Annotated in this window: 10 protein-coding genes and 1 tRNA gene; 2 read left to right on the forward strand and 9 right to left on the reverse strand. The window is 61.7% G+C overall.

All coding sequences use genetic code 11. The features are described 5' to 3' along the window. Window positions 1–76: 76 nt before the first annotated feature. The 3 genes from HXS66_RS07590 to HXS66_RS07600 form a co-directional block, all read right to left on the reverse strand. Window positions 77–1,666 carry an ABC-F family ATPase gene (locus HXS66_RS07590; RefSeq protein WP_077375479.1) on the reverse strand — a complete coding sequence of 530 codons (1,590 nt, stop codon included), beginning with the start codon at window positions 1,664–1,666 and terminating at the stop codon, window positions 77–79. Window positions 1,667–1,761: 95 nt separating this feature from the next. Next, a complete protein-coding gene (locus HXS66_RS07595; protein ID WP_077375482.1) occupies window positions 1,762–2,043 on the reverse strand; it encodes a peptidylprolyl isomerase in 282 nt (93 codons plus the stop codon). Window positions 2,044–2,542: 499 nt separating this feature from the next. Further along, on the reverse strand, window positions 2,543–16,183 hold the full coding sequence (locus HXS66_RS07600; RefSeq protein WP_255303151.1) for a carbohydrate-binding protein: 13,641 nt from the start codon (window positions 16,181–16,183) through the stop codon (window positions 2,543–2,545). Between the two features lie 858 nt (window positions 16,184–17,041). Here HXS66_RS07600 and HXS66_RS07605 point away from each other — a divergent pair. Further along, the gene (locus HXS66_RS07605) at window positions 17,042–18,823 is read left to right on the forward strand and encodes a type I secretion system permease/ATPase (RefSeq protein WP_176503206.1); all 1,782 of its coding nucleotides are present in this window, start codon (window positions 17,042–17,044) and stop codon (window positions 18,821–18,823) included. Continuing rightward, complete coding sequence (locus HXS66_RS07610; RefSeq protein WP_077375488.1) at window positions 18,820–20,148, forward strand: HlyD family type I secretion periplasmic adaptor subunit; 1,329 nt, start codon at window positions 18,820–18,822, stop codon at window positions 20,146–20,148. Before HXS66_RS07605 ends, HXS66_RS07610 begins: the two co-directional genes overlap by 4 nt. A gap of 116 nt (window positions 20,149–20,264) precedes the next feature. Here the strand turns inward: HXS66_RS07610 and HXS66_RS07615 are convergent. From HXS66_RS07615 to HXS66_RS07640, 6 genes are all read right to left on the reverse strand, one after another. Beyond that, window positions 20,265–20,352 (reverse strand) — tRNA-Ser (locus HXS66_RS07615). A 176-nt stretch (window positions 20,353–20,528) separates the two neighbouring features. Continuing rightward, window positions 20,529–21,104, reverse strand: coding sequence for a YiiD C-terminal domain-containing protein (locus HXS66_RS07620; protein WP_176503207.1), 576 nt, complete (start codon window positions 21,102–21,104; stop codon window positions 20,529–20,531). 8 nt (window positions 21,105–21,112) lie between these two features. After that, complete coding sequence (locus tag HXS66_RS07625; protein WP_077375494.1) at window positions 21,113–21,673, reverse strand: NAD(P)H nitroreductase; 561 nt, start codon at window positions 21,671–21,673, stop codon at window positions 21,113–21,115. Between the two features lie 128 nt (window positions 21,674–21,801). Then, on the reverse strand, window positions 21,802–22,680 hold the full coding sequence (queF, locus tag HXS66_RS07630) for an NADPH-dependent 7-cyano-7-deazaguanine reductase QueF (RefSeq protein WP_176503208.1): 879 nt from the start codon (window positions 22,678–22,680) through the stop codon (window positions 21,802–21,804). A gap of 133 nt (window positions 22,681–22,813) precedes the next feature. Beyond that, window positions 22,814–23,587 (reverse strand): ABC transporter permease, encoded by a 774-nt coding sequence (locus tag HXS66_RS07635; protein ID WP_077375500.1) that lies wholly within the window; start codon window positions 23,585–23,587, stop codon window positions 22,814–22,816. Continuing rightward, on the reverse strand, window positions 23,584–24,552 hold the full coding sequence (locus HXS66_RS07640; RefSeq protein ID WP_176503209.1) for an ABC transporter ATP-binding protein: 969 nt from the start codon (window positions 24,550–24,552) through the stop codon (window positions 23,584–23,586). Before HXS66_RS07640 ends, HXS66_RS07635 begins: the two co-directional genes overlap by 4 nt. Between the last annotated feature and the right edge of the window lie 299 nt (window positions 24,553–24,851).

Below are 24,851 nucleotides of genomic sequence, written 5' to 3' on the forward strand. Positions count from 1 at the left end.
GCAGATCGCCCCCGCTGCCAGGGGCAACGGGGGCGATCAGAGCGGCGATTTCACGCCAGGGAGCAGACGTGCTCGCTCAGACGATGACGCCCTGGCTGCGCAGGTAGTCATCGTAGGTGCCGGAGAAGTCGACCACACCCTCGGCATTCAGCTCGATGATGCGCGTGGCCAGCGAGCCGACGAATTCACGGTCGTGGCTGACGAAGATCAGCGTGCCCGGATAGTTTTCCAGCGCGAGGTTGAGTGCCTCGATGGACTCCATGTCCAGGTGGTTGGTCGGCTCATCCATCACCAGCACGTTGGGCTGCTTGAGGATCAACTTGCCGAACAACATGCGACCCTGCTCACCACCGGAAAGCACCTTGACCGACTTCTGGATGTCGTCATTGGAGAACAGCATGCGGCCCAGGGTGCCACGCACGACCTGTTCGCCCCCACCGGTCCACTGCGACATCCAGTCGTAGAGGCTCATGTCGTTGGCGAAGTCATGCGCGTGGTCCTGCGCGTAGTAGCCGACTTCCGCGGCGTCGGTCCACTTCACTTCACCGGCATCCGGGTGCATCTCGCCGACCAGGGTGCGCAGCAGCGTGGTCTTGCCGATACCGTTCGGGCCGATGATGGCGACACGCTCACCGGCGGCGACCGTGAAGCTGAAGTTCTCGAACAGGGTGTTGCCGTCGAAGCCCTTGGCCAGCTTGTCGATCATCACCGCGTTGTTGTGGACCTTTTTGGTCTGCTCGAAGCGGATGAACGGGCTGACGCGTGAGGACGGCTTGATCTCGTTGAGCTGGATCTTGTCGATCTGCTTGGCACGCGAGGTCGCCTGCTTGGCCTTGGAGGCGTTGGCGGAGAAGCGACTGACGAAGGACTGCAGCTCGGCGATCTGCGCCTTCTTCTTGGCGTTGTCGGCCTGCAGCTGTTCACGCGCCTGGGTGGCGGCGGTCATGTACTCGTCATAGTTGCCCGGGAACAGACGCAGCTCACCGTAATCCAGGTCCGCCATGTGGGTGCAGACACTGTTCAGGAAGTGACGGTCGTGCGAGATGATGATCATGGTGCTGGAGCGCGCGGTCAGCACGCCTTCCAACCAGCGGATGGTGTTGATGTCCAGATGGTTGGTCGGCTCATCGAGCAGCAGGACGTCAGGATCGGAGAACAGCGCCTGTGCCAGCAGCACGCGCAGTTTCCAGCCCGGCGCGACTTCACTCATCGGCCCGAGGTGCTGCTCGATGGGAATGTCGAGGCCCATCAACAGCTCACCGGCACGCGCTTCGGCGGTGTAGCCGTCCAGCTCGGCGAATTCGACCTCGAGGTCAGCGACCTTCATGCCATCTTCCTCGCTCATCTCCGGCAGCGAGTAGATGCGGTCACGCTCGGCCTTGACCACCGCCAGGCGCTCGTGGCCCATGATGACGGTGTCGAGCACCGTGTATTCCTCATAGGCGAACTGGTCCTGACGCAGCTTGCCCAGACGGGTGTTGGGCTCGAGCATGACGTGGCCACCGGACGGCTCAAGATCGCCGCCGAGAATCTTCATCATGGTCGACTTGCCGCAGCCGTTGGCGCCGATCAGGCCATAGCGATTGCCACGACCGAATTTGGCGGAGACGTCTTCAAACAGCGGCTTGGCACCGAACTGCATGGTGAGATTGGCGGTAGAGATCACGAGGGAATATCCGTTTGGAATGAAAAGGTGGGCGGTGACGAAGCGTCACGCTGGCGCCGGATGATACGGGGTCTGGAATCGCGGTCCGTCAGGCATCAGCCACGGAAGAAGACTTCCAGCAGGTGATAGCCGAACTTGCTCTTCAGCGGCCCCTGCAGGGTATTGAGCGGGCCCTTGAAGATGGCGCGATCGATGCCGCCGACCATCTGGCCGGGGCGCACTTCGCCCAGGTCACCGCCCCGCTTGCCGGAAGGACAGGTGGAGTGCTTCTTCGCCAGCTTCTCGAACGGCTGGCCGCGCTCCAGTGACTGCTTGAGACGCTGCGCCTCGGCCTCGGTCTTCACCAGAATGTGGCGTGCCATGGCAATACGAGCCATCTCATGTCCTCTTGCAAGCGAATGCGTGCCTGTCTTCTCCCGGTTCGCGTTCTGTCCCTCCGAGGTGCCGACCTGTCAGCGACGACCTGCGACAACAGGCGCATGACGAGGGAGATGGCGGGAGGCCAGACGAAAGATGAGGGAGACAACAGCCAACAAGGTGAATCTGAAGGCGGGCATGATAACAGCTCAGGAAGACAGACGCTGCAGTGCGTGTTCGCAGCCGCTTCTGACAGGCGAGCAACCGGTAACGCCAGACGCAGGCGCGGAGATCGAGACCCGTCTCGCGCCATCAGGTGTTGCCGGGAGATCTCGGAGCGTCACACCGAAAGAAGGAGAGGGGGGACTGGCGACACGCAGATGCCTGGCGGGACATGCGCGTCAGAGACTCACGCATGTCCTGCCAGGCATCTACGCGGGCCGGGAAAGGCAAGGTTCCAGCACATGCCATGTTCCCGGCCACTTGCTCACGCCTTTCCCGTCATCTTGCGCCGTCTTTCTAGAGCAGGCCGGCCTGGACATCATCCTGTATGCCCTGAAGGCCGACATCGTCGCTCATCGGCGCCTCCTCATCATTGGAGACCGGAATCGCGTCGCCGTCCTCGAGCATGCTCATCATCGTGAGTGCATTCGGTGAGCCAGCCGGAGCCACATCCGGATCACGCGTGATCTGGAAGGACGCCAGATCCTGTGAACCGCCATTGAAGGTGATACGCAACACCTGCACCCCCTCCTCCAGGTCCAGCGTCAGCGAGGGGCCATCGACATAGACTCCCCAGGCGCCGGAATTGGGCAGCGTGCCACTGGCCTCGTCATAGAACTCGCCATTCTTCTCCACCGAGGCCGTGATGCTGCGCCCATTGTCAGGAGCGGAGGTGACGAATGACAGCGTGTGAGCGCCGGCCTGCTCGACATCGATGGTGTACTCAAGCCATTCACCATCCTCTACCCAGCCTATCGCTTCCCCCTCGCCGACGATATCCACCGGTGTATCGCGATAGTTCGAGCCGAACTGAGCGCTGGAGAGCTCGTTGTAGGCCTCCCCTTGCCCGCCTTCATCAAAGTTGACGGCATCGAGGCTGAGTCCCTCATCCGCCTGTACCTGCCAGGGGATACCTCCCGCATTGAAGGCCTGCTGACCATCAAGGGAGAGCGAGAATCCCTGCAGGTCCATGGAACCGCCATTGAAGGTCAGTCGCAGCACCTGCTCTCCAGCCTCCAGGGTCACCTGGGCGGTCTCGGTACCCACGAAACTGGTCCAGCTACCGGTCGGTGAGACCCCTACCGGTGTGGCGCTGGCGTACGGGGCGTCGGCCTCCTTGGCAAAGGTTGCGGTAATGCTGCGCTGCCCTCCCCCCGTGACTCCCAGGGAAGCCAGGAAGGCCATGTCGTAGGTACCGGCCTGTTCGACGTTCAAGGTGTACTCCACCCATTCGCCATCCTCGATCCAGCCGATGGCGCTGCCGCCGCTGGCCATGTCCACGCCCTCACCGCGAACATCGGTCCCCTCCTGCACCTCGCTGGAATCGTTGTAGGCGACATCCTGTCCGCCTTCATCGTAATTCACCGCCTCAAGGCTGAAATCACTGCCTACCTGCCAGGGCTGACCATCGTCGGTGTACGCCTGCTGGCCATCGTCCACCGGCGCCACCAGCGTCAGATTCAGAGAGGCCAGATCCAGCTGTCCGCCGTTGAAGGTCAATCTGAGCACCTGCTCACCTTCCTCCAGCGTGAAGGTCAAGGGACCCACATCGGTGAAGTTGGTGAAACCGTCGGTGTCCGGTACCGCCACCGCCTGGCCCTCGGTATAGAAGCTGCCGTCCTGCTCGAAGGCGGCGGTGATCGACTTGCCGTCGGAAGTCGCCGAGGCGGAGAAGTTCAGTGCATAGGTGCCCGCCGTCTCGACATTCAGGGTGTACTCGAGCCACTCACCGTCGGCCACATAGCCGATGGCCAGACTGCCATTGGAGATATCCACCGCTTCGTCGGAACGGAAGCCATCGCCCTGGTGGGCCTGCGTGGTGTCGTTGTAGGCGACGCCCTGGCCACCGTTGTCGAACAGGCGCGCCTCCAGTGTCAGGCCATCGATCCCCACCGCCCAGGCAGTCTCGCCGGCATTGAAGGCGCTCTGTCCCACCGGCTCGGGATTGTCGAGGAAGTTCGGCACACCGTCGTTGTCATCGTCGTCGTACAGATCCACGCGTCCATTGCCGTCAGCATCTTCCGCCCCTGCGGGATCGTAGGTAGTGACGTTCTCCACCAGGAAGATGTTGTCGTTGTAGTCGTAGTTCACCCCCGCGTAATCCTGGATCACGATATAGGTATCCGGGATTTCGTTGCCGGCGGCGTCCCTGGCCACATACACACGGATCAGATGGCCATCATTCTCGTCCCAGTTGAGATTGTTGCCGGGAGTTCCGATGGCATCGACGGTGTCCTCATGGAGGTTGGCGTCGGGATCGGACCAGGAAATATAGCCCTGGCGGCCCGATATCTCAGCGAAGAAACCAAAGGGCGCATCGCGATCCAGGGTGGTGGTGGTCAGCAGATCTCCCTCATTGAGCGTGCGTGGCAGCAACGTCTGACCATCGGCCTCGTCGTGGGCCAGCACCTCGTCGATATCACGGCTGTCGACGTCGTGGATAAACAGTCGTGCCACGTCGCCCTGGGTGTGGTAAGCCGCCAGCTGAGTGATCTTGATCGGCGAGCCTCCATCGGCGCGCTGGAAGTACGGAGACAGGATCTCATCGCCGTTGGCCTCCACCAGCCCTCCCTGGTTCATCTGCCCTTCGGCAACATTGGTCGAGTAGCCGAAAGCATCGATGATCTCCTGCACTCCCGGTTCCTGGCCGCTTTCTGAGCGATTCTGGGCCAGGCCGGCAAGCTCGATGACCTTCTCTCCCTCATCCGCATCACTTGAGGTGATGATCAGGCTGGACTCGTAGAGGCTGCCATCGTTGGGGTCATCGGCGATGAAGCGCACGATCACATCGACTGACTCACCCGGCTCCAGCGTCACCGCAGTGAAGGCCTCCGTCAGCTCGAACAGCGTCGCATCACTGACCTCGACGCGACTGATGTCGAGACTCTCGAAGCCATCGTTTCTCAGCGTGACGGTCACCTCGTCATGCACCTCCTGCGCGGCATTGGCCGGATTCTCGATGCGCGACATCACCAGGCGATCGTTGGAAGGCACGCCGTCATTGTTGATGACCGTCAGCTCACCACCAGACACCGGTGTCACGCCCTCGATGAGGAACATGTTGTCGTTGTAGTCATAGTTGATCCCGGTGTAATCCATGATCCCCAGGTAGGTGTCGGGGATCACGTTGCCCTCGGCATCGAGAGCCCGGAACATGCGCACGGTATAGCCGCGCTCGATACCCTCGGCATCGGCCGGCGGGGTGCCGCCTCCGGTCGGGTTGAGTGACGGGTCCGTGGACAGATTGGCCACTTCGATACCGAACACGCCACTTCCGGCCCACCCGGCCGGGATATCATCGAGCCCGAAGGTCGCGGTGGCGAAGTTGCCGTTGCCCAATACCGGCAGGATCGACTGGTTATTGTCGCCCGCGTGATTGGAGAAGATCACGTCCTGCCCCTTGTCGCCGGGGTTGTGGATACCCAGCGTCGCCCCGCCACCGCCGTGATAGGCCGCCAGCTGGGTGATCCTGGCCTCGCCAGCCCCCTCGGCCAGAGACCAGTAGCGCGATAGCACCTCGTCATCATTGACCGGGCGATACAGATCGAAGTCGTTGAGTACCGAATTCTCTCCGCCACCGACGGTCGACAAGCCTTCGATACGGTTACCGAAGCCGAACACCTCCCACACCTCGTTGACGTTGGGCTCCCAGCCACCCTCGTCACGCGCCTGCCAGAAGCCAGCCATGTGGATCTCGGCGATCGGTGAGTCGGCATCGTTGGTGGTGAGACGGATACGGCCCTCGAAGACCCCATCACCGGCATTGTTGGACGGCGCGGTGTAGCTGTCCCGGTCGAACAGCACCGTGACCTCGAGGGATTGCCCCGCGGCCAGCGTCAGGCCATCAAACACCCCGGGGTCCGCCAGCGTGAAGGGGCCGTCGATGTCGGCATCGAGCACTTCCAGCACATCGCTGCCGGTGTTGGAAATGGTGACCGTGGCACTTTCCTTGAAGTCACGATCGGGATTCGAACCGCTGTTGTTGTCCAGATAACTGAAGTGCAGGCGATCGGAGTAGTAGGCGGCATCACCGCTCTCTACCACGATATCGGCGTTGTCGCTGCCGACCACCGGCATCACATCGAGATAGTCGAGATCATCGGCACCATCGGCGGTGGACACCGCACGCAGGTTGTACTCCACCCCGGCCTCGAGCTCGACATAGGTGCCCTCTTCACCAGCGTCACCCACTCCCGGATAGGCCAGCAGTTTCACCGACTGCCCGTTGAGCGTCAGGGCCAGGCCCTGGCCATCATCGGCGCCCGCATTCGCGGCCAGATCCAGACGATAGAGTCCGCTGCTGTCCACGCTGAAGTAGAAGTCGGCGGTCAGCTCGTTGAGGGTGCGTGCGCTGTCACCGCTCTCGAGCTCGATGCGCGCCCCGTTCGAGACATCGGCATAGACCGGGATGAAGCTGTCGGACGGTGCATTCGGCACCTGCAGCAGATCGATGTTCGGCCCCACGGCACCCGGCGCGGTCAGGGTGATGGTGTTGCTACCCTGCTGCAGAGCGACCAGCGTGTTCTGGAAGAACCAGTCGCTCTCGTCAGCGTTGCTCTGGCCTTCGAAGTTCAACATCCCGAGGTCGACACCATTGATCGCAAGCCCCAGGGGACGGTCATCCTTGGTCGCGGCAAGCGCGTAGCGGAAGGCGATGTCATAGCTTCCCGTCTCGGCGACATCGAGTGTCCAGGTAATGGTCTGATCACCCGTTCCCGCGAAGTCGACGTACCCATCACCGGACGCGTTGCGATCATCATCGCTTGTCAATACCACCACGGCGCCATCGAGCACTGCCCCCTCGGCCTCGTACTCATCGACGCCAGGCGTGGTATCCGGCGCTTCCTGCAGGATCTCCAGCTGGTCGATATTGGGGCCGGTGTCGGCGGTGGCCTGCAGGCGCACCGTGTTCTGACCACTGACCAGCGTCGCTGCCACGGCCTCGGTCAACCACTCGGCCCAGGCTGCATCCCCCGTCAGGCCGTCGGGCGGACTGAAGTCAAACACCCCGACACTGACATTGTTGACGAACACTTCCAGCGGGCGATCGGCATTGCCGCCGTTGGCATAGCGCAGATGCAGCACCGAGTCGCCAGCCTGCTCGGCATCCAGCTCGAACGTGAAGGTGAGGAAGTCGGCATTGGTAGACCCGAAGTCCGCATAGCCGCCTGGCGTGCCATCGGTATCGTCGGTATTGCCATCGAGCCCGAAGGCACCGGGGCGCAGGCCATTGGGCAGGTCCGGCTGGTTGGTCTCGGGGTTGTCGATGTCGCGAATCTGGATCTCGGCGTCCGTCCCCGTCGCGAGCGTCACGGCGGTGCCGTCGTCAGGCGTCCTGTCCTCGGCCTGAATGACCAGCAGCGAGACCAGCTCATCCGTCGGGTCGACAGGGTCTACGGGGTCGACCGGGTCCACCACCCCGCCCGGTGCCGGGTCGAGGCGAATGATCTGGCTCTGGCCATTGCCGCGATTCAGGGTCAGCAGATAAAGCTGGCCGGTGACCGGATTCTCGATGATGTCCAGAGGGTCGACGTAACTGATGACGTTGCCCTCAGGATCCCGCAGTACGTCATCGCCAATCACGTTGCCGTTGGCATCCAGCGTGATCGAGCGCACGTCATCACCGCCGGAGTACTCGGTGAACAGCACGTTGCCCTGCAGATTGCCGCCGAAGACATCACTGGTGTATTCCACTGCGCCGTTGGGCGAGCGATTCTCGCCGAGCGAATAGACACCCGAGATATCGTAGGTGCCCTCGGGGTTGGTGCCTGTCGGATACTTGTCGACCTGATTGGGGTCGGTGGCACTGGTCGGATTGCCGCCGTTGAGGATGTACTCGTCGCGCAGCGGGTTGGGATGCCCGTAATAGCCTCCCTCGACGATCTTGAACAGATAGTCATCCTGCTTCTCGACACTGGTGTAGCGCTCGTCCTCCGGCGTCGACGGGTCATCCGGCACGTTGCCGCCTGCCGCCGAACCGTTGGTCGGCACGTACAGGAAGCCATTGGAATGCCACACCAGGTCGTAGGCGTTGCGCGCCCCGGTGGCAAAGATCGTCAGCACCGCGTCGCTGGCGTAGGGGTCGTAGTAGGACTCGAGCACGTTGCCGGACTCGTCCTGCACCGTGGCGACACCACGCTCATCGAACACCAGGAACTCGCCATTGCCCATCGGGATCGGGTCGTCCTTGGGATGGCCATCCGGGTCATCGAAGCGAGTATTCTGGCCGTTGTCGGGAAGCGGCTCGGTAGTGACATCGAAGCCACCGGGAGGCGCATCACGGGTCGGGTCGATCTCCATCACCGCGGCATTCAACAGACGCTCCGGACGATTGCCCCAGGCGCTGTCCGGCTCGCCCATGGCAGAGTTGGAGCCCTGGATCAGATACAGCAGATGACTCGGGACATCGGGATTGGTCTCGGCGTCGTAATCCGGATTCGCGCGGAACTCCAGGCTGTTGGTCACATGATCGCCATTGGAGCGTGGCAGGCCAGTGATGTAGGGCTCGGCGGTGCCCGAGAACTCGCTACCGCCCTCCAGGGTGATCTTGGTGATCCGGCCACTGAAGTCAGGCACGCCGTTGTCACGGCCAGACAGCGGGATCGGATAGTTGTCGGTGATCCACAGCACGTCGGGGTCGGTGGGGTCGATCACCAGCCCGATGATCCCGCGGCGATCATTGCTGGCATCGGCCCCGTCCTGATGGAAGTAATCGCTCGGCAGCGAAAGCTCCTGGCGGTTGCCGAGGGAGCCATCGACGGGGTCGATGTCGTAGCGCAGGATCTGCCCACCAATGGTCGCGATGTACATCGTCGAGCCATCGGCGGTGATCTCCAGCGAGGTGAAACCGAAGGCGTTGTCAGAGGCACCGTCGAGTTCCACCACGTCATTGAAGGCCACATCGCGAGCGACGATCTCCGGGGCTTCGCCGGTGATGAAGGTGTTGGTGTACTTCTGGAACTCACGGGTCGGCGCGTCCAGGTCGTCGTTGGCGCCACGATCCTGGAAGCCGTCGATGATCAGCGTATAGCTGGTGAACTCCTTGAGCGTCTGGCTCGGCGAGATGGTCAGGGAATCGAAGCCACCGGTGGTGTTGGCGTTGAAGCTGACCTCCTCTCCGGTCAACGTCTCGATCAGCCGGATCGAACCGTCAGCCAGGCTCTCGAGCAGCGCCCCGCCGCGACCGTCCACCACCGAGATGCCGACGAAGATGTCGGACGTCGGGTCGACCCCGCTCGGCAGGCCGCCGTCGTCGGGGTCCAGATCGACTTCCACCTCGTTGTCACCGACCCCAGCGATGGCGCGCGCGTCAGTGAAGAAGGCGTAATCCTCGGCGGCGATGCGATCATCTTCCGGCGTCAGGTCCGGCAGTGCCTGGATCTCGAGGTACTGGATCTCGGTGTTCTCGTTGTCGAGCCCCAGGGAGTCCAGTGTCAGACGCCCATCGCTGACCTGCACGATGCGGGTGACCAGATCCGAGCGGAAGCCATCGGTATCATCTGACGGATTGCCGTCCGCCGGGAAATCATCGGGCCGGAACGGGGTGAAGGGATCATTGAACAGCTCACCCTCGGCATTGAGCACGTTGCGACTGTCGTAGGGCCCGGAGGTATCCCCGATGGAGACGGTGACCTCGTAGTAGCCATCGTCCAGCTCGATCTCCCAGCCGGCGCGCACATAGGCGCTTCCCGGCTGGTCGAAGTGGGCGTAGGTGCCCTGGCGCGGGTCGAGCCCGGCGATGTCATCGGTGCGGTCATTGACCGCCACGCTGGTCAGCGCGCTGATGTCCAGCGGCTCGGTGCCGGGCTCGCCGTCGTAGATCGACGCCTCGGTGATCCAGCCGTACTGATGGGTCTGGCCATCCACGGTCACCGATTGGGTGCCGAAGGCCTTGCCGTTGTCGGCGATGTAGCCATCCGGCACCGCGGTGCCTTCGGGCTGGAAGTTGATCTTGACCGAGAAGCGCTCGCCCGGCTCCACCGGACGCTCCGGCACCACGCCATCACGGCTCACCGTCAGGCTGTCGATGTTGGGGCCGGCGTTGCCCAGGTTGGCAAGGCGAATGGTGTTGTCGCCGGCCTCGAGCTCCACCTCGAGCGTCGTGGTGGTCCAGTTCTCCCAGCCGGCGGCGTCGGTCCCCGTGGAGGCAAAGGCCAGATCCCCCTGACTCAGCCCGTCCACCAGGATGTCCATGGGGCGATTCGCGCCGTTGGAACCGGCATTGGTATAGCGAACCTCCAGGGTGTAGGTACCGGCCTCATCGACCGCCACCTGGAACTCGGCGGCGTCACCGGCGTCGGCTCCCATGTCCAGATAACCGGTGCCGGTAAAGTCATCCCACAGCCCATCTGGCCCGGAGGCGACATTGGTTTCCGGATTGTCGGCATCGCGCACCTGGGTATCACCGTCGGTATCGATGATGGTCAGCGCCTCGCCCTCGATGGCGAAGTTGAATGCAGGCGTGCCGTCGCCCTCCGCGAAGCTGACCACCTCGCTGGCGCTGGCCTCGTTGCCGGTGGCATCGGTGACGAACAGCGAGACGGCGAGATCGCCGCTCTGATCATCGAGCTGGCCGCTCAGATCCAGCGTGATGTTGCCATCGGCGTCCGGCGTCACTGCCTCACGGGTCGCGCCGCCGTCGAAGGACACGGCAACGCTGGTCACGTCGTCATCGATGCCGGAGACGTTGAAGACTGCCGCCGCCAGCTGACTGGCATCGAGAGTGTCGTCAGCCGCGACGATGGCGAGATCGCCGTCCTCATCGGCACTCACATCCTCCGGGATCGGGCCGCTGCCGGCGTCGGTCACTTCGATGCGATCGATGTTGGGACCGGTGGTGGCGCCAGCGGGAATCGCCAGCACGATGGCGTTGCTGCCCGCCTCCAGGCTGACAGTGAAGGTCTCGAAGACCCAGTGGTCGAAGCCTTCTTCCCCGCCGCTGCCGTCCGGGTCCGTGCTGGCCATGGCCAGCATCAGCGGATCGCCGCCATTGATCACCAGATCCAGCGGACGATCGGTATTGGTGGCGTAACGCACACTGATGTCGTACTGACCGGCCTGGGCCACCTCGATCTGCCAGGCGACGTTATCGCCAGCCGTGTCGCCGAAGTCCAGATAGCCGGTACCGGAGAAGCCCGGCCGCAGACCGTTCTCCAGATTCGCATTGTCTTCGGGATTGTCGGCATCGCGCACTACGGTATCCGTCGCGTTGGCGCCGTCATCGAAGCTCGTCACCGTGCCGTCTTCGGCCTGCAGACGCAGGGGCGAGAACGGCGCTTCATCGACATCATTCACGGTGACCGAGAGCTGCGCGGTGGTGGAGAGGTCGCCGTCACTGACGCTGACCTCGACGTCATAGACGCCATCTTCGTCATCATCGACCGCCAGCTCGAAATCGCGGGCACTGGTGAAGCTCAGCACGCCGGTGGTGGCGTCAATGGTGAACAGCGGAGAGTCGGCCCCGCCAGTGATGGCGAATACCGGCGCGTTGAGGCCGAGAGTCCCCCCGTCTTCATCGACGAGCGGGATCGCGCCAATCTCGGTCAGGTTCTCATCCACTGCAAACGCGGTCTGGTCGATGGCGATGCTCTCATTGAGATCTGCCACGGTGATCAGGGTGTCCTGTGACACGCTGTCCTCGCCATCGGTCACCGTCACGGTCAGCTCGTAGATACCATCTTCATCGCTGTCGGCGGCCAGTTCCGCGTCCGGTGGATTGAGGAAGGCGATTCCTCCACTCGCCACGTCGTAGGTGAAGAGCGCGGCATCGGCACCGGACAGCGTCACCGTCAGGCTGTCGCCATCGGCATCCTCAAGCACCAGACTCGCCACGCCTGCACTGTTCTCGTCGACACTGATCGCGGCACCGAGTCCCGCCAGGGTCGGGGCAGTATTGACCGGCTCATCGATACGCTCGAATTCAAGCGAGTCGATACGCATCAGCTCGCCACCGGCACCACGCAGTTCGAGGCTTGCCAGATCACCGGCGGTGACCTCGACGGGCGTCTCGAAGACGATTTCCTTGCGGTTGCCGCTCTGGCCTGCATTTCCGCGTGCGCCACTGCCGACGAAGGTGCCGAAGTCGTCGTTCAATACCACGTCGGCGCTCAGGCTATCGGTTGTCGTGTTGCGCGCTTCAAGCACGGTGTCACCGATGGTCAGGGTCAAGGTGCCTTCACCGTCGGTTTCATCGAACACATAGAGGCGTGCGATGTACCAGCCCGGCTCCACACCGCCCGCCGAGAGATCAGTGCCGATCGTCGCCGGCGCATTGCTGGTCAGACGAATCAGCTGCTCGTTGGACGCCGACGCACTGCCGGTGACGATCAGGTTACCGGCGTCGAGATCCGTGAAATCTTCCGCCTCGATCGTGATGCTATCGCCAACCTGGGTGCCTTCGATGATGAAGCTCAGCGACTGGGTCGCTGACAGACCACTCGGGTCGGTGGCGCGCACGACAACATCGAAGGTGCCTCCTTCACTTGGCGTGCCTTGAATGACGCCATCGATCACCTCGAGCCCGGCAGGCAGATCCTCGGCCGTCAATGTCAGGCTGTCGCCATCGGCATCGGAGAACAGCGAGGCGAAGTCCGCCAGCGGAATCTGGAGGAAGCTCTCGCCCACCTCTCCAAAGTAGGGCTCGAGAGCGGCAGGCTCCGCCACCGGGGCGTCGTTGACGTTCTCGATGCTCAAGGCGAAGTCGGTATCGGTACTGGCGGTGCCGTCATCGGCGGTCACCGTGATGGTGTAATCGCCCGGCACCAGACCAACGAGGCTCCCGGACAGCACAGTGTCGCTGATACTCAGCCCGTCCACGGTGACCGGCAGGCCATCGCCATCGGTGACCCGGAAGCTGAAGGCGAGGTCATCGCCATCGTCATCGACGAAGGGCAGGTCAACCTCGAGATTCGCGCCTTCGTCGAGACTCAGATCAGCGATGCCACCCCCCACCACGCGCGGTGCGCTGTTGGTGTCATCGACATCGGCTTCTGACAGGCTTACGCCACTGAAGCTCGCACTGCCCTTGGCGCCCACATCATCGTCGTTGACGAAGACCAGCGAATCGAGGGTGATGCCCGCATGCGCCGAGAGATCGATGGTGAAGCGCAAGGTGCCATCGCCATTGTCGATGCCCTGCCCACGCAGATCGACAAAGCCACCCTGCGTCTGGCTGCCGCCCAGCTGATAGACACTGTTTCCCCCATTGAACGGATTGGAATCGGCATCGAAGCCGATGGCAACGATCTCGGGGACCGGCGAATCGGATATGGCCACATCCAGGGTCAGGATGCTGCCACTGGTGATCGTGTAGTCCTCCGGCAGGGCTGCCCGCTTCCAGACATTGTCGTTCAACGTCAGAGTGCCACCGTCGTCTTCCACCACCGCCCCCGTGCCAACGGAGGGATTGTCCTGGGTCGCGTTGTAGGCGCTGATCGTGGCGTCATCGAAGGTGACATCCAGCGTCACGCTGCCGACGACGGCCAGCGTGACCGCCTCCGCGACACTCGCCTCATTGCCGGCGGCATCGGTCACGATCAGGGTCACGATCACATCGCCCGGCGCCTGTGTGGAGAGATCGACCGTCAAGGTGTCGCCATCGCTGACAACGGACTGACGGGTCACGCCGCCGTCGAAGCTGATCTCGAGAGTCGAGCCGTCATCGATTCCCGCGACACCGAATACCACACTGGCGCTGTCATCCGCCTCGATGGCATCTTGCGGGCCTTCGAGTGCCAGGTCGCCCCCCTCATCGGCGGTGGTATCCAGCGTCAGCGCCAGGCTCTGTTCGGCACGGTTGCCGAAGGCATCCATGGCGATCAGCGTGACCGACAGATCGCCATCAGCGAATCCCGACAGATCCAGCGTGAAGCTGCCATCCGGGTTCGGCACCACCTCCTGGACCGTGATTCCCTCATCGAAGGTCACGCCGACGAAGGTGATGTCGGCATCCAGTCCGCTGACGCTGAAGCCCGCTTCGCCGACGGTCGCGCCATTGAGCAGGGGCTCCACCGCGGCAAAGGCCAGCACAGAGGCATCGTCATCCGCCACGACGTCCCCTATCGGCCCCGTGCCCGCGGTGGTGACCTCCAGGCGATCAACATTGGGGCCATTGTTGCGCCCTTGCGGAATCGCCAGGGTGATGGTGTTGTCGCCGGCTTCCAGTCGCGTCGTCAGAGTCTGGTACTCCCAGACATCGAAGCCTTCAGGGTCGACGTTGCCTGCGTTGGGATCGGTCCCGACGAAGGCAAGCGCGGCGGGCTCGCCTGCGTTGATCGACAGATCCAGCGGACGCGTACCAGTGCTGGCATAGCGGAAGTTGAGGTCGTAGTCACCCACCTCGGCCACATTGACGGTGAAGGTCAGGCTGTCACCCGGCGCGCTGCCGAAATCCACATAACCGGTGCCGGAAAAGTCCGGGCGCAGTCCGACAAAGCCACCGGCCTCGGGATTGGCGGCGTCGCGCACCAAGGTGGCTGCCCCGTTGTCGACGCCCAGCGTGGCGTCCTCGGCTTGCACCACCACTGGCGCTATCACCGGATCGACAGGATCTACCTCCTCGGCTTCCAGTAGTGCCACCTCGATCTTGTCGATATTCGGGCCATTGGTCGCGCCGCCCAGACGCAGGGTATTGCTGCCGGCGGCCAGCGTGATCTCCAGCGTCTCGGTCGACCAGCCCTCCCACGCGGAAGGCCCGCCATTGCCTGGCTGGTTGTCCGCGGGCACATCATCGACATCATCGGGGTAGTAATTCGGCGCAGTCACCGCTGCGAACTGGAAGGTACCGACCTGACTTTGCGTGTCGTCATCGACCAAAAAGAGATCAATGGGACGCGCCGAGTTGCTGGCATAGGTCACGGTGACACTGTACGTGCCGGCGGTAGCCACCTCGAGAGTGAAGTCACCGTAGGCCTCGGCATTTTCCGATGCCCAGTCGAGATAGCTGGCGCCTTCGGCGCCGACCCGGAAGGTTTCCCTGCCATTGGTGAAGCTGGCGATATTGTCGAGAGTCACCACACGATTGGTGCCAGCGTCGGCGACATCAGACGTCGGGCCGATATCGAGATCCTCACCCTGAATGACGAAGACGTCCGGGTCCGGTGCACGCACTTCCAGATAGTCGACGTTGGGGCCACTGGCCCCGTTGGAGGTGAAGGACACCGTGTTCTCGCCCGCCTGCAGCTGAACGCGAATGGTACGCTCGCCGAACTCACTGAAATCAGTGGCGTCGCCGGTCAGGGTCGTGCTCGGCAGATCAAACATTCGATCCTGAAGTTCGCCATTGACGTCCAGGCGCAATGGGCGGTTGCGATCAGACCCATCGCCATTCTGGCTGAGCGCATACCCCAGCGCGAGTTCATATTCACCGGCCTCGGTGACGCTGAAGGTGAAGGTCAGCGTCTCGCCGGTCGCGCCGCCGAAGTCCACGTAGGCAGTGCCTGATGCATTGGCGGTATTGGACGGATTATCCCCCCCTGTCACCACCTCGATACCGGCCCCACCGATGGAGGATGCATTGCCATCTCCGTCGTCATCACTGAGGTCTTCGGCCTCGATACGAAGGGTAGTGAAGCTTTCCGGTGCGATGAGCGCCGCCGTGGCCAGAGGGGCAGGTTCGGCCAGCAAGGCTGGTCCTGTGCCCGCGGCAGGTTCATCACTACTGGTCAGTAGCGCCTGGGCGGCTTGCGGCGTGTCCTCCTGGCCACTCACCTCCTGGCCACTCACCTCCTGGTCTCTCACCTCCTCGGCGACGACATCCGGTGGCTCGACCTCGAAGCCGAATTGCTCACCAGACCCGGGCAGTACCTCGCCTCTTTCGTCCAACGCTTCGATCATCATCTTGAGCTTGCCTGATAGAGGGGTCGGCAGATGATCAAAGACAAAGGGACGCTCAAATCGCTCAAATACCGACAGTCGATCCTGCGCATCCTCGAATGTCATTCGTATTGACTTGATGGAATCCCCCCACGCTGAGGGAAATGGCGTAACCATTATCTCGTGATCCTGGAACGTCTTTCCCTCAAGACGATCACCACTCCTGATACGTGATGCCATGGACTCAAGACGACTCGATACGAATGACATGGAATACATTTTCCCTACCCCTCGAATAATTTTTAGTGGCGATTTCTACGCCATCTTGAGACCTCACGACACGACGTCCCTCACCGGCAATGAATCCCCGATGACGTCCCACTCTCCAACGCTTTCCCAAAGAGTTAGAACATGACCGTCAAAAGCTCGTAAACCCGTCAAAAACGAGTCTAGACGCGGCCTATCGCAAGACAAGAGGTATTTCCACTCACCCTCGAAATGGCAATATGCATCAGATTCCCACATCAAAATAAATTCAATTAAAACAATACAGTGAATGCTTTGAAATAATAAAACACCACCCCTATAAACCCTAGATACGACTTGCGTGAGGAGAAAAACAATGCTGAATACCAGAGAAGATAATCTTGTCGAAAGCCAGAACCGTCATACTTTTTGAAAAACGCAAACCATATGGATCTTCACCATCAGACATGAGCAAAATAAACAGCAAAAACCAGCAAAATAAAACCCGGAAAGTTTTTTATTGATCATCGAAATATTCACTTGCTCGCCGATCATTCAGCAGCAATATTTCAACAGGCAGCCAGAGGAATAAAAAAGAATAGCCTAATAAATAGATGGTCAATATTGACCACAGAACCATGGCGTCTCCTCAAGACAACGTGAATATCCGAGCTCAGGCAGCCGTCAACGACGGTGACGTGGATAAAAAGAACACCAACGACGCTAGGGAACGACACCATGGCCATCTCCCGGGAAGGTAATGACCTGCAAAAGATCCTGGACCACTGTCGGCACAGCTTTGTCTACGTCGGTCTCTTCAGTCTTTTCATCAACCTGCTGATGCTGGTGCCTCCGCTCTACATGCTGCAGGTCTATGATCGCGTCATCACGACACGCAGCCAGGAAACGCTGCTGATGCTGACTCTGGTGGTCGTGTTCCTGTTCATGGTGATGGGCGCGCTGGAGCTGGTGCGTTCCAGAATCCTTGTGCGGGTCGGGAATCGACTGGACGTACTGATCAGCCCGAGACTTTACAGTGCCATGTTCAAGCACTCCCTGATGACGCCGGGCAAGCCCTCCGCACAGCCGTTGAACGACCTCACCACCCTTCGCCAATTCCTTTCCGGCAACGGCCTGTTCGCCTTCTTTGACGCGCCCTGGGTGCCGATATACATCGGCGTGCTGGCACTGTTTCACCCATGGTTTGGTCTGTTCGCCCTGGGCGCGGGCCTTGTTCTGACCGTCATTGCGCTGATCAACGAGAAGACCACTCGGAAGCTGCTGAGCGATGCCAACGGCCAACATGTCCTGTCCCAGGATCTTGCCAACAGCAATCTGCGCAACGCCGAAGTGCTCCACGCCATGGGCATGCTGCCGGGCATCCAGAATCGATGGGAGGCGCGCCACCGTGAGTATCTGGTGCTGCAGTCCAAGGCAAGCGACCGCGCAGGTCTCTTGACCAACACCTCCAAGGTACTGCGCTTGATGTTCCAGTCATTGATCCTCGGTCTTGGCGCCTATCTGGTGCTGACCGGCGACCTGACGCCCGGCATGATGATTGCCGGCTCGATCCTGATGGGGCGGGCGCTGGCGCCGATCGATCAGATGATCACCGGCTGGAAAGGCTTCAGCGCTGCACGCACCTCACGAGCCCGCCTCGAGGAGCTGCTCGAGGCCGTGCCGGCCGAGGCGCCCTCGATGCCTCTGCCGGCCCCCAAGGGCCGACTGACACTGGAGGCAGTCAACGCCGCGCCGCCAGGCGAGCGTCTACCGACCCTCAAGGACATCACTCTGACACTTGCCAGGGGTGAGCACATCGCCGTGGTAGGCCCCAGCGCCGCCGGCAAATCCACCCTGGCACGGGTGATACTCGGCCTATGGCCAGTGCAGCTGGGGTGCGTACGCCTCGATGGCGTGGACGTCAGTCAGTGGAAGCGGACCGCGCTCGGGCCTCATCTTGGCTATCTGCCGCAGGATATCGAGCTGTTCGATGGCTCCATCGCCGAGAATATCGCGCGCTTTCAGGAGGTCGATGCGTCACTCGTGGTGCAAGCCGCCCAGAGCGCCGGTGTCCACGACATGATCCTTCGCCTGCCGCAAGGCTATGACACCTGGCTGTCCCACGGGGGAGCCGCCCTCTCCGCGGGTCAGCGACAGCGTATCGGCCTGGCGCGGGCTCTCTATGGAAAACCGGTGCTGGTAGTGCTCGACGAACCGGACGCCAACCTGGATGAAAGTGGCGAGCAGGCGTTGGCCAAGTGTCTGATGCAACTGCGCCAGGCAGGCACCACCGCCATCATCATCACCCATCGTCAACGTCTTCTGCAGCAGGTCGACCGCATCCTCGTCCTCAAGGATGGCCAGGTGGCTTCACTGTCCCCGCCGACGCGAGGACGACCCGTTGCACGGGCCGTGGCAGGGAAAGGGCACTCGACTCCGTCCAGGAACGCACAGCGTGTCACCGAGCTGAAACCCAGTGCCAGAGGCCGCCATGAAGGCGGTGAGGAGAGCCCGAGATGACCACCTCCCACTCCATGAATGGCGGCTTTGACAGTGAGCTTCCGCTACGCGACCACAATTATCGACGCCTCGGCCTGGCCGTGCTGCTCATCGCGGTCGGCGGATTCGGCAGCTGGTCAGTCATGGCGAACCTGGCAATTTCCGTGGTGGCACCGGGATCGGTATCGGTAGAGAGCTTCACGAAGACCATCCAGCACCTCGAGGGAGGTATCGTGGAGTCGATTCGCGTGGAGGATGGCGATCATGTCGAGGCCGGCGACGTGCTCATCGTCTTCGATGACACCCAGGCACGCTCTCAGCAGAAGATCGTCGAGGCTGAATACCTGATTGCCAGAGCCAGTGAGATACGCCTGCTTGCCGAGTACAGCAACGCCGAGACCCTGACCTTCCCGGAAGCCTTGAGGCAGTCGACCAATCCTCGTGTGCGGGAGGTCCTTGAAGTACAGCAGCGGCTCTTTGACGTACGTCGTCAATCGCTGAACGGTGCCATGGCAGCCCTGGATGAGCAGGTCGTGCAGATGAACGAGCAGATTGCAGGTCTCGAGAATACCCAGGCCATCACAAGACGACGCATCAACTCTCTCAATGGTGACGTTGCCAACCATCGCAAGCTGTTCCGAAATGGTCTGATCAATAACCAGCGATTGCGTGAGATGGAGCGTGAGAGTCTCGAATACCAGAGCGACAATGCCGGCCAATTTGCCGAGGTCGCACGGCTGCGTTCCCAGATCAGCGAAAACGAGCTGCAGAAACAGATTCGCCTGCAGGAATTCCAGCAACAGATCGGCGAGTCTCTACGCCAGGTTCAGGCAGAGGTCACCGATGCGGAAGAACGACTGGTCGCGCTCAATGACAACCTCAGGCGTACCAAGGTCATCGCACCGGTGGCCGGCACCGTGGTCGGCCTGAAGGTCCATACGCTGGGCGCGGTGATTCGCAGTGGCGACCCCCTGCTCGATATCGTGCCCGCCGGCGACGGCTTCATCGTCGAGGCCAGGGTCCCGGACCATGATATTGACCACCTCTACTTAGGCCAGCCCGCAGAGATTCGCTTCAGCGCATTCAATCAGCGCCTGTCCAACATCATCGATGGCGAGGTCACGCACGTGAGCGCCAACAGCTTCGAGGATGAAGCGACGCGTGCCCGCTATTACAAGGCGCGGATTCGCGTCACCCGGACCGGCCAGAGCAACATGACCGAGAGCATGCGATTGCTTTCCGGCATGCCTGCCGAAGTGATGATCCGTACTGGTGAGCGCAGCTTCGCCAGTTATGTCGGCAAGCCTGTCGTGGATATGCTGGCGCGAGCAATGAGGGAGGAATGACAGGAGACTGAGGCGCCAGTAAACGCAGGGAATCACGAGGGGTGCAGGCAATTCGACCAGATCCCCCCTCAGAAACGCGAAAAGCCCGCATCGTGAGATGCGGGCTTTTCTGAATCTGGTGGAGGAGGAGGGATTCGAACCCTCGAAGCCTTTCGACTTACACACTTTCCAGGCGTGCTCCTTCGACCACTCGGACACCCCTCCAGATCAGTGCTCTCATTGGTCACCCGACTGCGTCGTGTTTCCCTTGAGAACGCGGCGTATATTATCGATAACCCTTGAGGGACGCAAGCCTTTTTTCCAAAATCTTTCAGATAGATAGCGTCAGCGCCCTCACCCACCGCACTCGGGCCGAGGTCGGGCCGGGACCGTGCTCGGCATCACGGCCCGAGCACCACGTAATCGCCCCGGGCCTCGAAACACAGTCTCGGGGAAGACTGCCCATCGACCTGACACCACAACTGCTGAGTCAGCGACAATCGCGCTCGCCGCCCTGCCGCCAGACGCTCGCCGACGTCGATCAGCGCGGCCATGTCATCCGGCGCACAGCGGATGTGGTAATCGCCACTGACCGGGGCCAGAAACTGCTGACTGGCACGCGACACCACGAGATCGCGCTGGATACCGCGAGCACGCAGCCACAGCGTCACCCAGCTCCAGCCACACAGGGTCGCCTCGAGACTCATGGCCCCGCCGAAGGCCGTGCCCTTGTCGTTGAGATTGGGCGGCAGATGCAGATGCCAGCTCAGCTGACCCGTCGAGCGCTCGGGCTCTGACCACTGCATCTCGACAAGCCCCATGTGAGCAGCCAGCGGAATCGCCTGACTCAGCCAATCACGGAACCGTGACAGGTCTTCACTGACCGGCGCCGCGAGAGTGCCCGACCGCCCCTGCCCGTCACGCGGCAAAGGCAGCGGTGGCCAGGCTTCACCACTCGAGCGCAACTGCTCGTTCATTCAGCGCCTCACTGCCAGCGTTCGACGAAGTCGGCACTCTCGCGGCTCGGCAAGGGCTTGAGACGTCCGCCCGGGGTGCCGAGGTAGAGGAAGCCGACCAGCTCATCCTGCTCACTCATGCCCAGTCCGGCGTGGACGGTTGGGTCGAACGCGTAGCCGCCCGTGCGCCACATGCCACCGAGTCCCTGTGCCTGAGCGGCAAACAGCATGGCGTGAGCGGCACAACCGGCACTCACCACCTGCTCGACACGCGGCACCTTGGGGTGGTCCGGCGTGACCTTGGCGATCACCGCGACGACCATCGGCGCACGAAGCGGCTTCTTGCTGGCCGCGGCCTGGGCTGCCTCGTCACCTGCCGGCGACGTGTTGCGCTCCGCCTCGGCAAACAGCTCGCCGAGGCGCTCCAGCCCGCTGCCCGTGAATTCGATGAAGCGCCAGGGCGTCAGCTCGGCGTGGTCCGGCGCACGCAGGGCGGCCTGGTAGATGGCCTCCATCTGCGCATCGCTCGGGGCTGGCGCCATCAGCTTGCCCATGGAATTGCGTTCATGCAGTAACGTCAGCGCGTCCATCGTTTCTCCTGTCACAGACTTAAGATAAGAATGATTCTCACACTAGCATCTCGCCAGCACGCCGTCTCATCACTCGATGCTATCTGCCTGATTGGCAAGCCGATCAGACGACATGACCATAGAGAGGACTACTGACGCGAGAGACGCAGCGGCAGGCTGGCACGGGCCTCGGCCTCGAGATCTGGCGTGGCACGCCACGGGCTGATATCCAGGCCGCCACGGCGCACATAGCGCGCCATCACCAGCAGGGACTCAGGCTTCACGCGCGCCATCAGGTCGACGAACAGATGCTCGACGCAGTGCTCATGGAAATCCTGGTGCTGGCGATAGCTGATCAGATAGGCCAGCAGGCGCTCGCGATCGATACGTGGGCCGCGATAGCGGATCCAGACGCTGCCCCAGTCCGGCTGACCGGTGACCGGGCAGTTGGACTTGAGCAGATGGCTGTGCAGGTCTTCGCTGACGATATCGGCGTCATCGGCGCTGAGCAGCTCCGGCGACGGCGTGTAGTGCTCGACGGTGATCGGCAAGTCATCAAGGCATTCTCCCGGCAGGCGCCCGACGTCCAGCTCGTCATCATCCAGTCCCAGCAGACGCACCTCGACCGGCGCGCCCGCCGCGGCGGCAAGATCCCGCTCCAACGTCGCCTGCACGGCCGCCTGATCGGCGAAGCGGCTCTGATTGAGGCTGTTGAGATAGAGCTTCCAGGACTTGGACTCGATCAGATTCGGGGAAGCCGCCGGCAGGCGGAAACGGGCCACACGCACCCATGGCTTGCCGGATTCATCCAGCCAGGAGACCTCAAAGGCGTGCCATTCATCCTCACCGACGAACGGCAACGCCGCATCATCGATACCGATGGGACCACGGTTGGCCGCCCGCGCGATGGGGAACAGCAGGCTGGCATCGTAGTGCTCGGGGTAAGCGGACTCTCGCCCGAGCGGGGCATCCTTGAGAGTCTCGGGGCGCGCCTCATCGGGCACGTTGACGGCAGTGGGGTGAGCCATGACAGCACTCCTGTGAAATAGGCCAATAACGCATCGATATCAGGGGCGCAGACAGCAGAACGCCGGCAGAAGCCGGCGTTTCGTGCACTGGCGCGATAGCGCGCATCTTACCATCATCCTCTGGGCGACATCTTCAGCTGCGGATGCCCTTGCCACGCTCCAGCAGCCACAGCGCGAAGGCGAACAGGCCGATGATGAAGGCCACGATGGCCGCCATCGCCGGACCGACACTGATGTCCGAGACCCCCAGAATGCCGTAGCGGAAGGTGTTGACCATGTAGAGAATCGGGTTGGCCAGTGACACCGTCTGCCAGAAGTCCGGCAGCATGTGGATGGAATAGAAGACGCCACCGAGATAGGTCAGCGGGGTCAGCACGAAGGTCGGAATGATCGAGATATCGTCGAACTTGCGTGCGAACAGCGCATTGATGAAGCCACCGATGGAGAACAGCAGCGCCGTCAGCACCACGACCACGATGGTCAGGATCGGGTGATGGATATCGAGATCCGTGAACAGGAAGGCCACGGCGGTGACGATGATGCCGACACCGAGCCCGCGCACGGCGCCACCGATGATATAGCCGAGCAGGATGATCCAGGACGGCAGCGGCGAGACCATCAGCTCCTCGATGCTGCGCTGGAACTTGTTGGAGAAGAACGACGAGGCCACGTTGGAATAGGAGTTGGTGATCACCGACATCATGATCAGCCCCGGCACGATGTAATCCATGTAGCTGATGCCATCCATGGTACCGATGCGCGAGCCGATGAGATTGCCGAAGATGACGAAGTACAGCGTCATGGTGATGGACGGCGGCAGCAGCGTCTGCGGCCAGATACGCGTGAAACGACGGACTTCCTTGACGACGATGGTGACCAGAGCCACCCATAGCTGACGGGGGTTCACTGCGTGATCTCCTTGGCGACATTGGAGGCGATACCGCTTTCGGCATTGGAGCGCTCGACCAGGTCGACGAACAGCTCCTCGAGACGATTGGCGCGATTGCGCATCGACACCACGGTGATCCCGGCGCGATCCAGCGCCGCGAAGGCGGTGTTGATCGACTGGCCCTTGCGTACGGACAGCGACAGCTGCTGGGGATCGCTCAGAGAGACCTCGAAACCCTCGATGACCGGTGCACTGTCAAGCGGCTCACGTAGATCGAGCAGGAAGGTTTCGGCGTCCAGCTCCTTGAGCAGCTCGCGCATGCTGGTGTTATGCACGATCTCGCCGTGATTGATGATGGCGATATTGCGGCACAGGCTCTCGGCCTCTTCCAGATAATGCGTGGTGAGGATGATGGTAGTGCCCTCCTCACGGTTGATGCGGCGCATGAACTCCCACATCGAGCGACGCAGCTCGATATCCACCCCGGCAGTCGGCTCATCGAGAATCAGCAGACGCGGCTTGTGAATCAGCGCGCGGGCAATCATCAGACGGCGCTTCATGCCACCGGACAGCATGCGTGACGGGGTGTCGCGCTTGTCCCACAGCCCGAGATCCTTGAGCAGGCGCTCGGCACGTGGACGCGCTTCCTTCATCGGCATGCCGTAATAACCCGCCTGGGTCATCACGATGTCCTGCACCTTCTCGAACTGATTGAAATTGAACTCCTGCGGCACGACGCCGAGGTGATACTTGGCCTTCGAGAAGTCCTTGTCGATATCGATTCCCGAGATCTCGACCTTGCCTGCGGTCTTCTGCACCAGCGAACTCACCACGCCGAGGGTCGTGGACTTTCCGGCCCCATTGGGGCCCAGCAGCGCGAAGAAATCGCCCTCGGGGACATCAAGATCAATCCCCTTGAGCGCCTCAAAACCGTTGCCGTAGACCTTGGTCAGGCCACGGATAGACAAGGCAGGTCGTGACATCGGACACCTGTAATCGATTGACGCTGTCAGCCAGCACAGCAGAAAAGACGCATCTGAGAACAATTGCGCAACAGTGATGGCACCGTTTCTCGCAGTCCGCGAACATGAAAATCAGATGCAAGATATTGGATGCGCATGGTAACGCATTCGGCGCTGCCACATCAGACACACGGCAGAAAGGCATTAGTGCGCCACGGGAAACAAGCAGAGGGTGAAAATCACGCGGGGACAGCACCAGAGAGCGGCGCAGAACAGGGTGGAGAGGAATTTCAGGCACAAAAAAATCGCCAGTGACGTGG

It is taken from the genome of Cobetia sp. 5-11-6-3 (assembly GCF_013374055.1).
GTDB lineage: Bacteria > Pseudomonadota > Gammaproteobacteria > Pseudomonadales > Halomonadaceae > Cobetia > Cobetia marina.

Coding starts and splice junctions, on each gene's coding strand:
- HXS66_RS07595 (WP_077375482.1), bottom strand. CDS start 2,043: ATGGCTCGTATTGCCATGGCACGCCACATTCTGGTGAAGACCGAGGCC.
- HXS66_RS07600 (WP_255303151.1), bottom strand. CDS start 16,183: ATGACATTCGAGGATGCGCAGGATCGACTGTCGGTATTTGAGCGATTT.
- HXS66_RS07605 (WP_176503206.1), top strand. CDS start 17,042: ATGGCCATCTCCCGGGAAGGTAATGACCTGCAAAAGATCCTGGACCAC.
- HXS66_RS07610 (WP_077375488.1), top strand. CDS start 18,820: ATGACCACCTCCCACTCCATGAATGGCGGCTTTGACAGTGAGCTTCCG.
- HXS66_RS07620 (WP_176503207.1), bottom strand. CDS start 21,104: ATGAACGAGCAGTTGCGCTCGAGTGGTGAAGCCTGGCCACCGCTGCCT.
- HXS66_RS07625 (WP_077375494.1), bottom strand. CDS start 21,673: ATGGACGCGCTGACGTTACTGCATGAACGCAATTCCATGGGCAAGCTG.
- queF (WP_176503208.1), bottom strand. CDS start 22,680: ATGGCTCACCCCACTGCCGTCAACGTGCCCGATGAGGCGCGCCCCGAG.
- HXS66_RS07640 (WP_176503209.1), bottom strand. CDS start 24,552: ATGTCACGACCTGCCTTGTCTATCCGTGGCCTGACCAAGGTCTACGGC.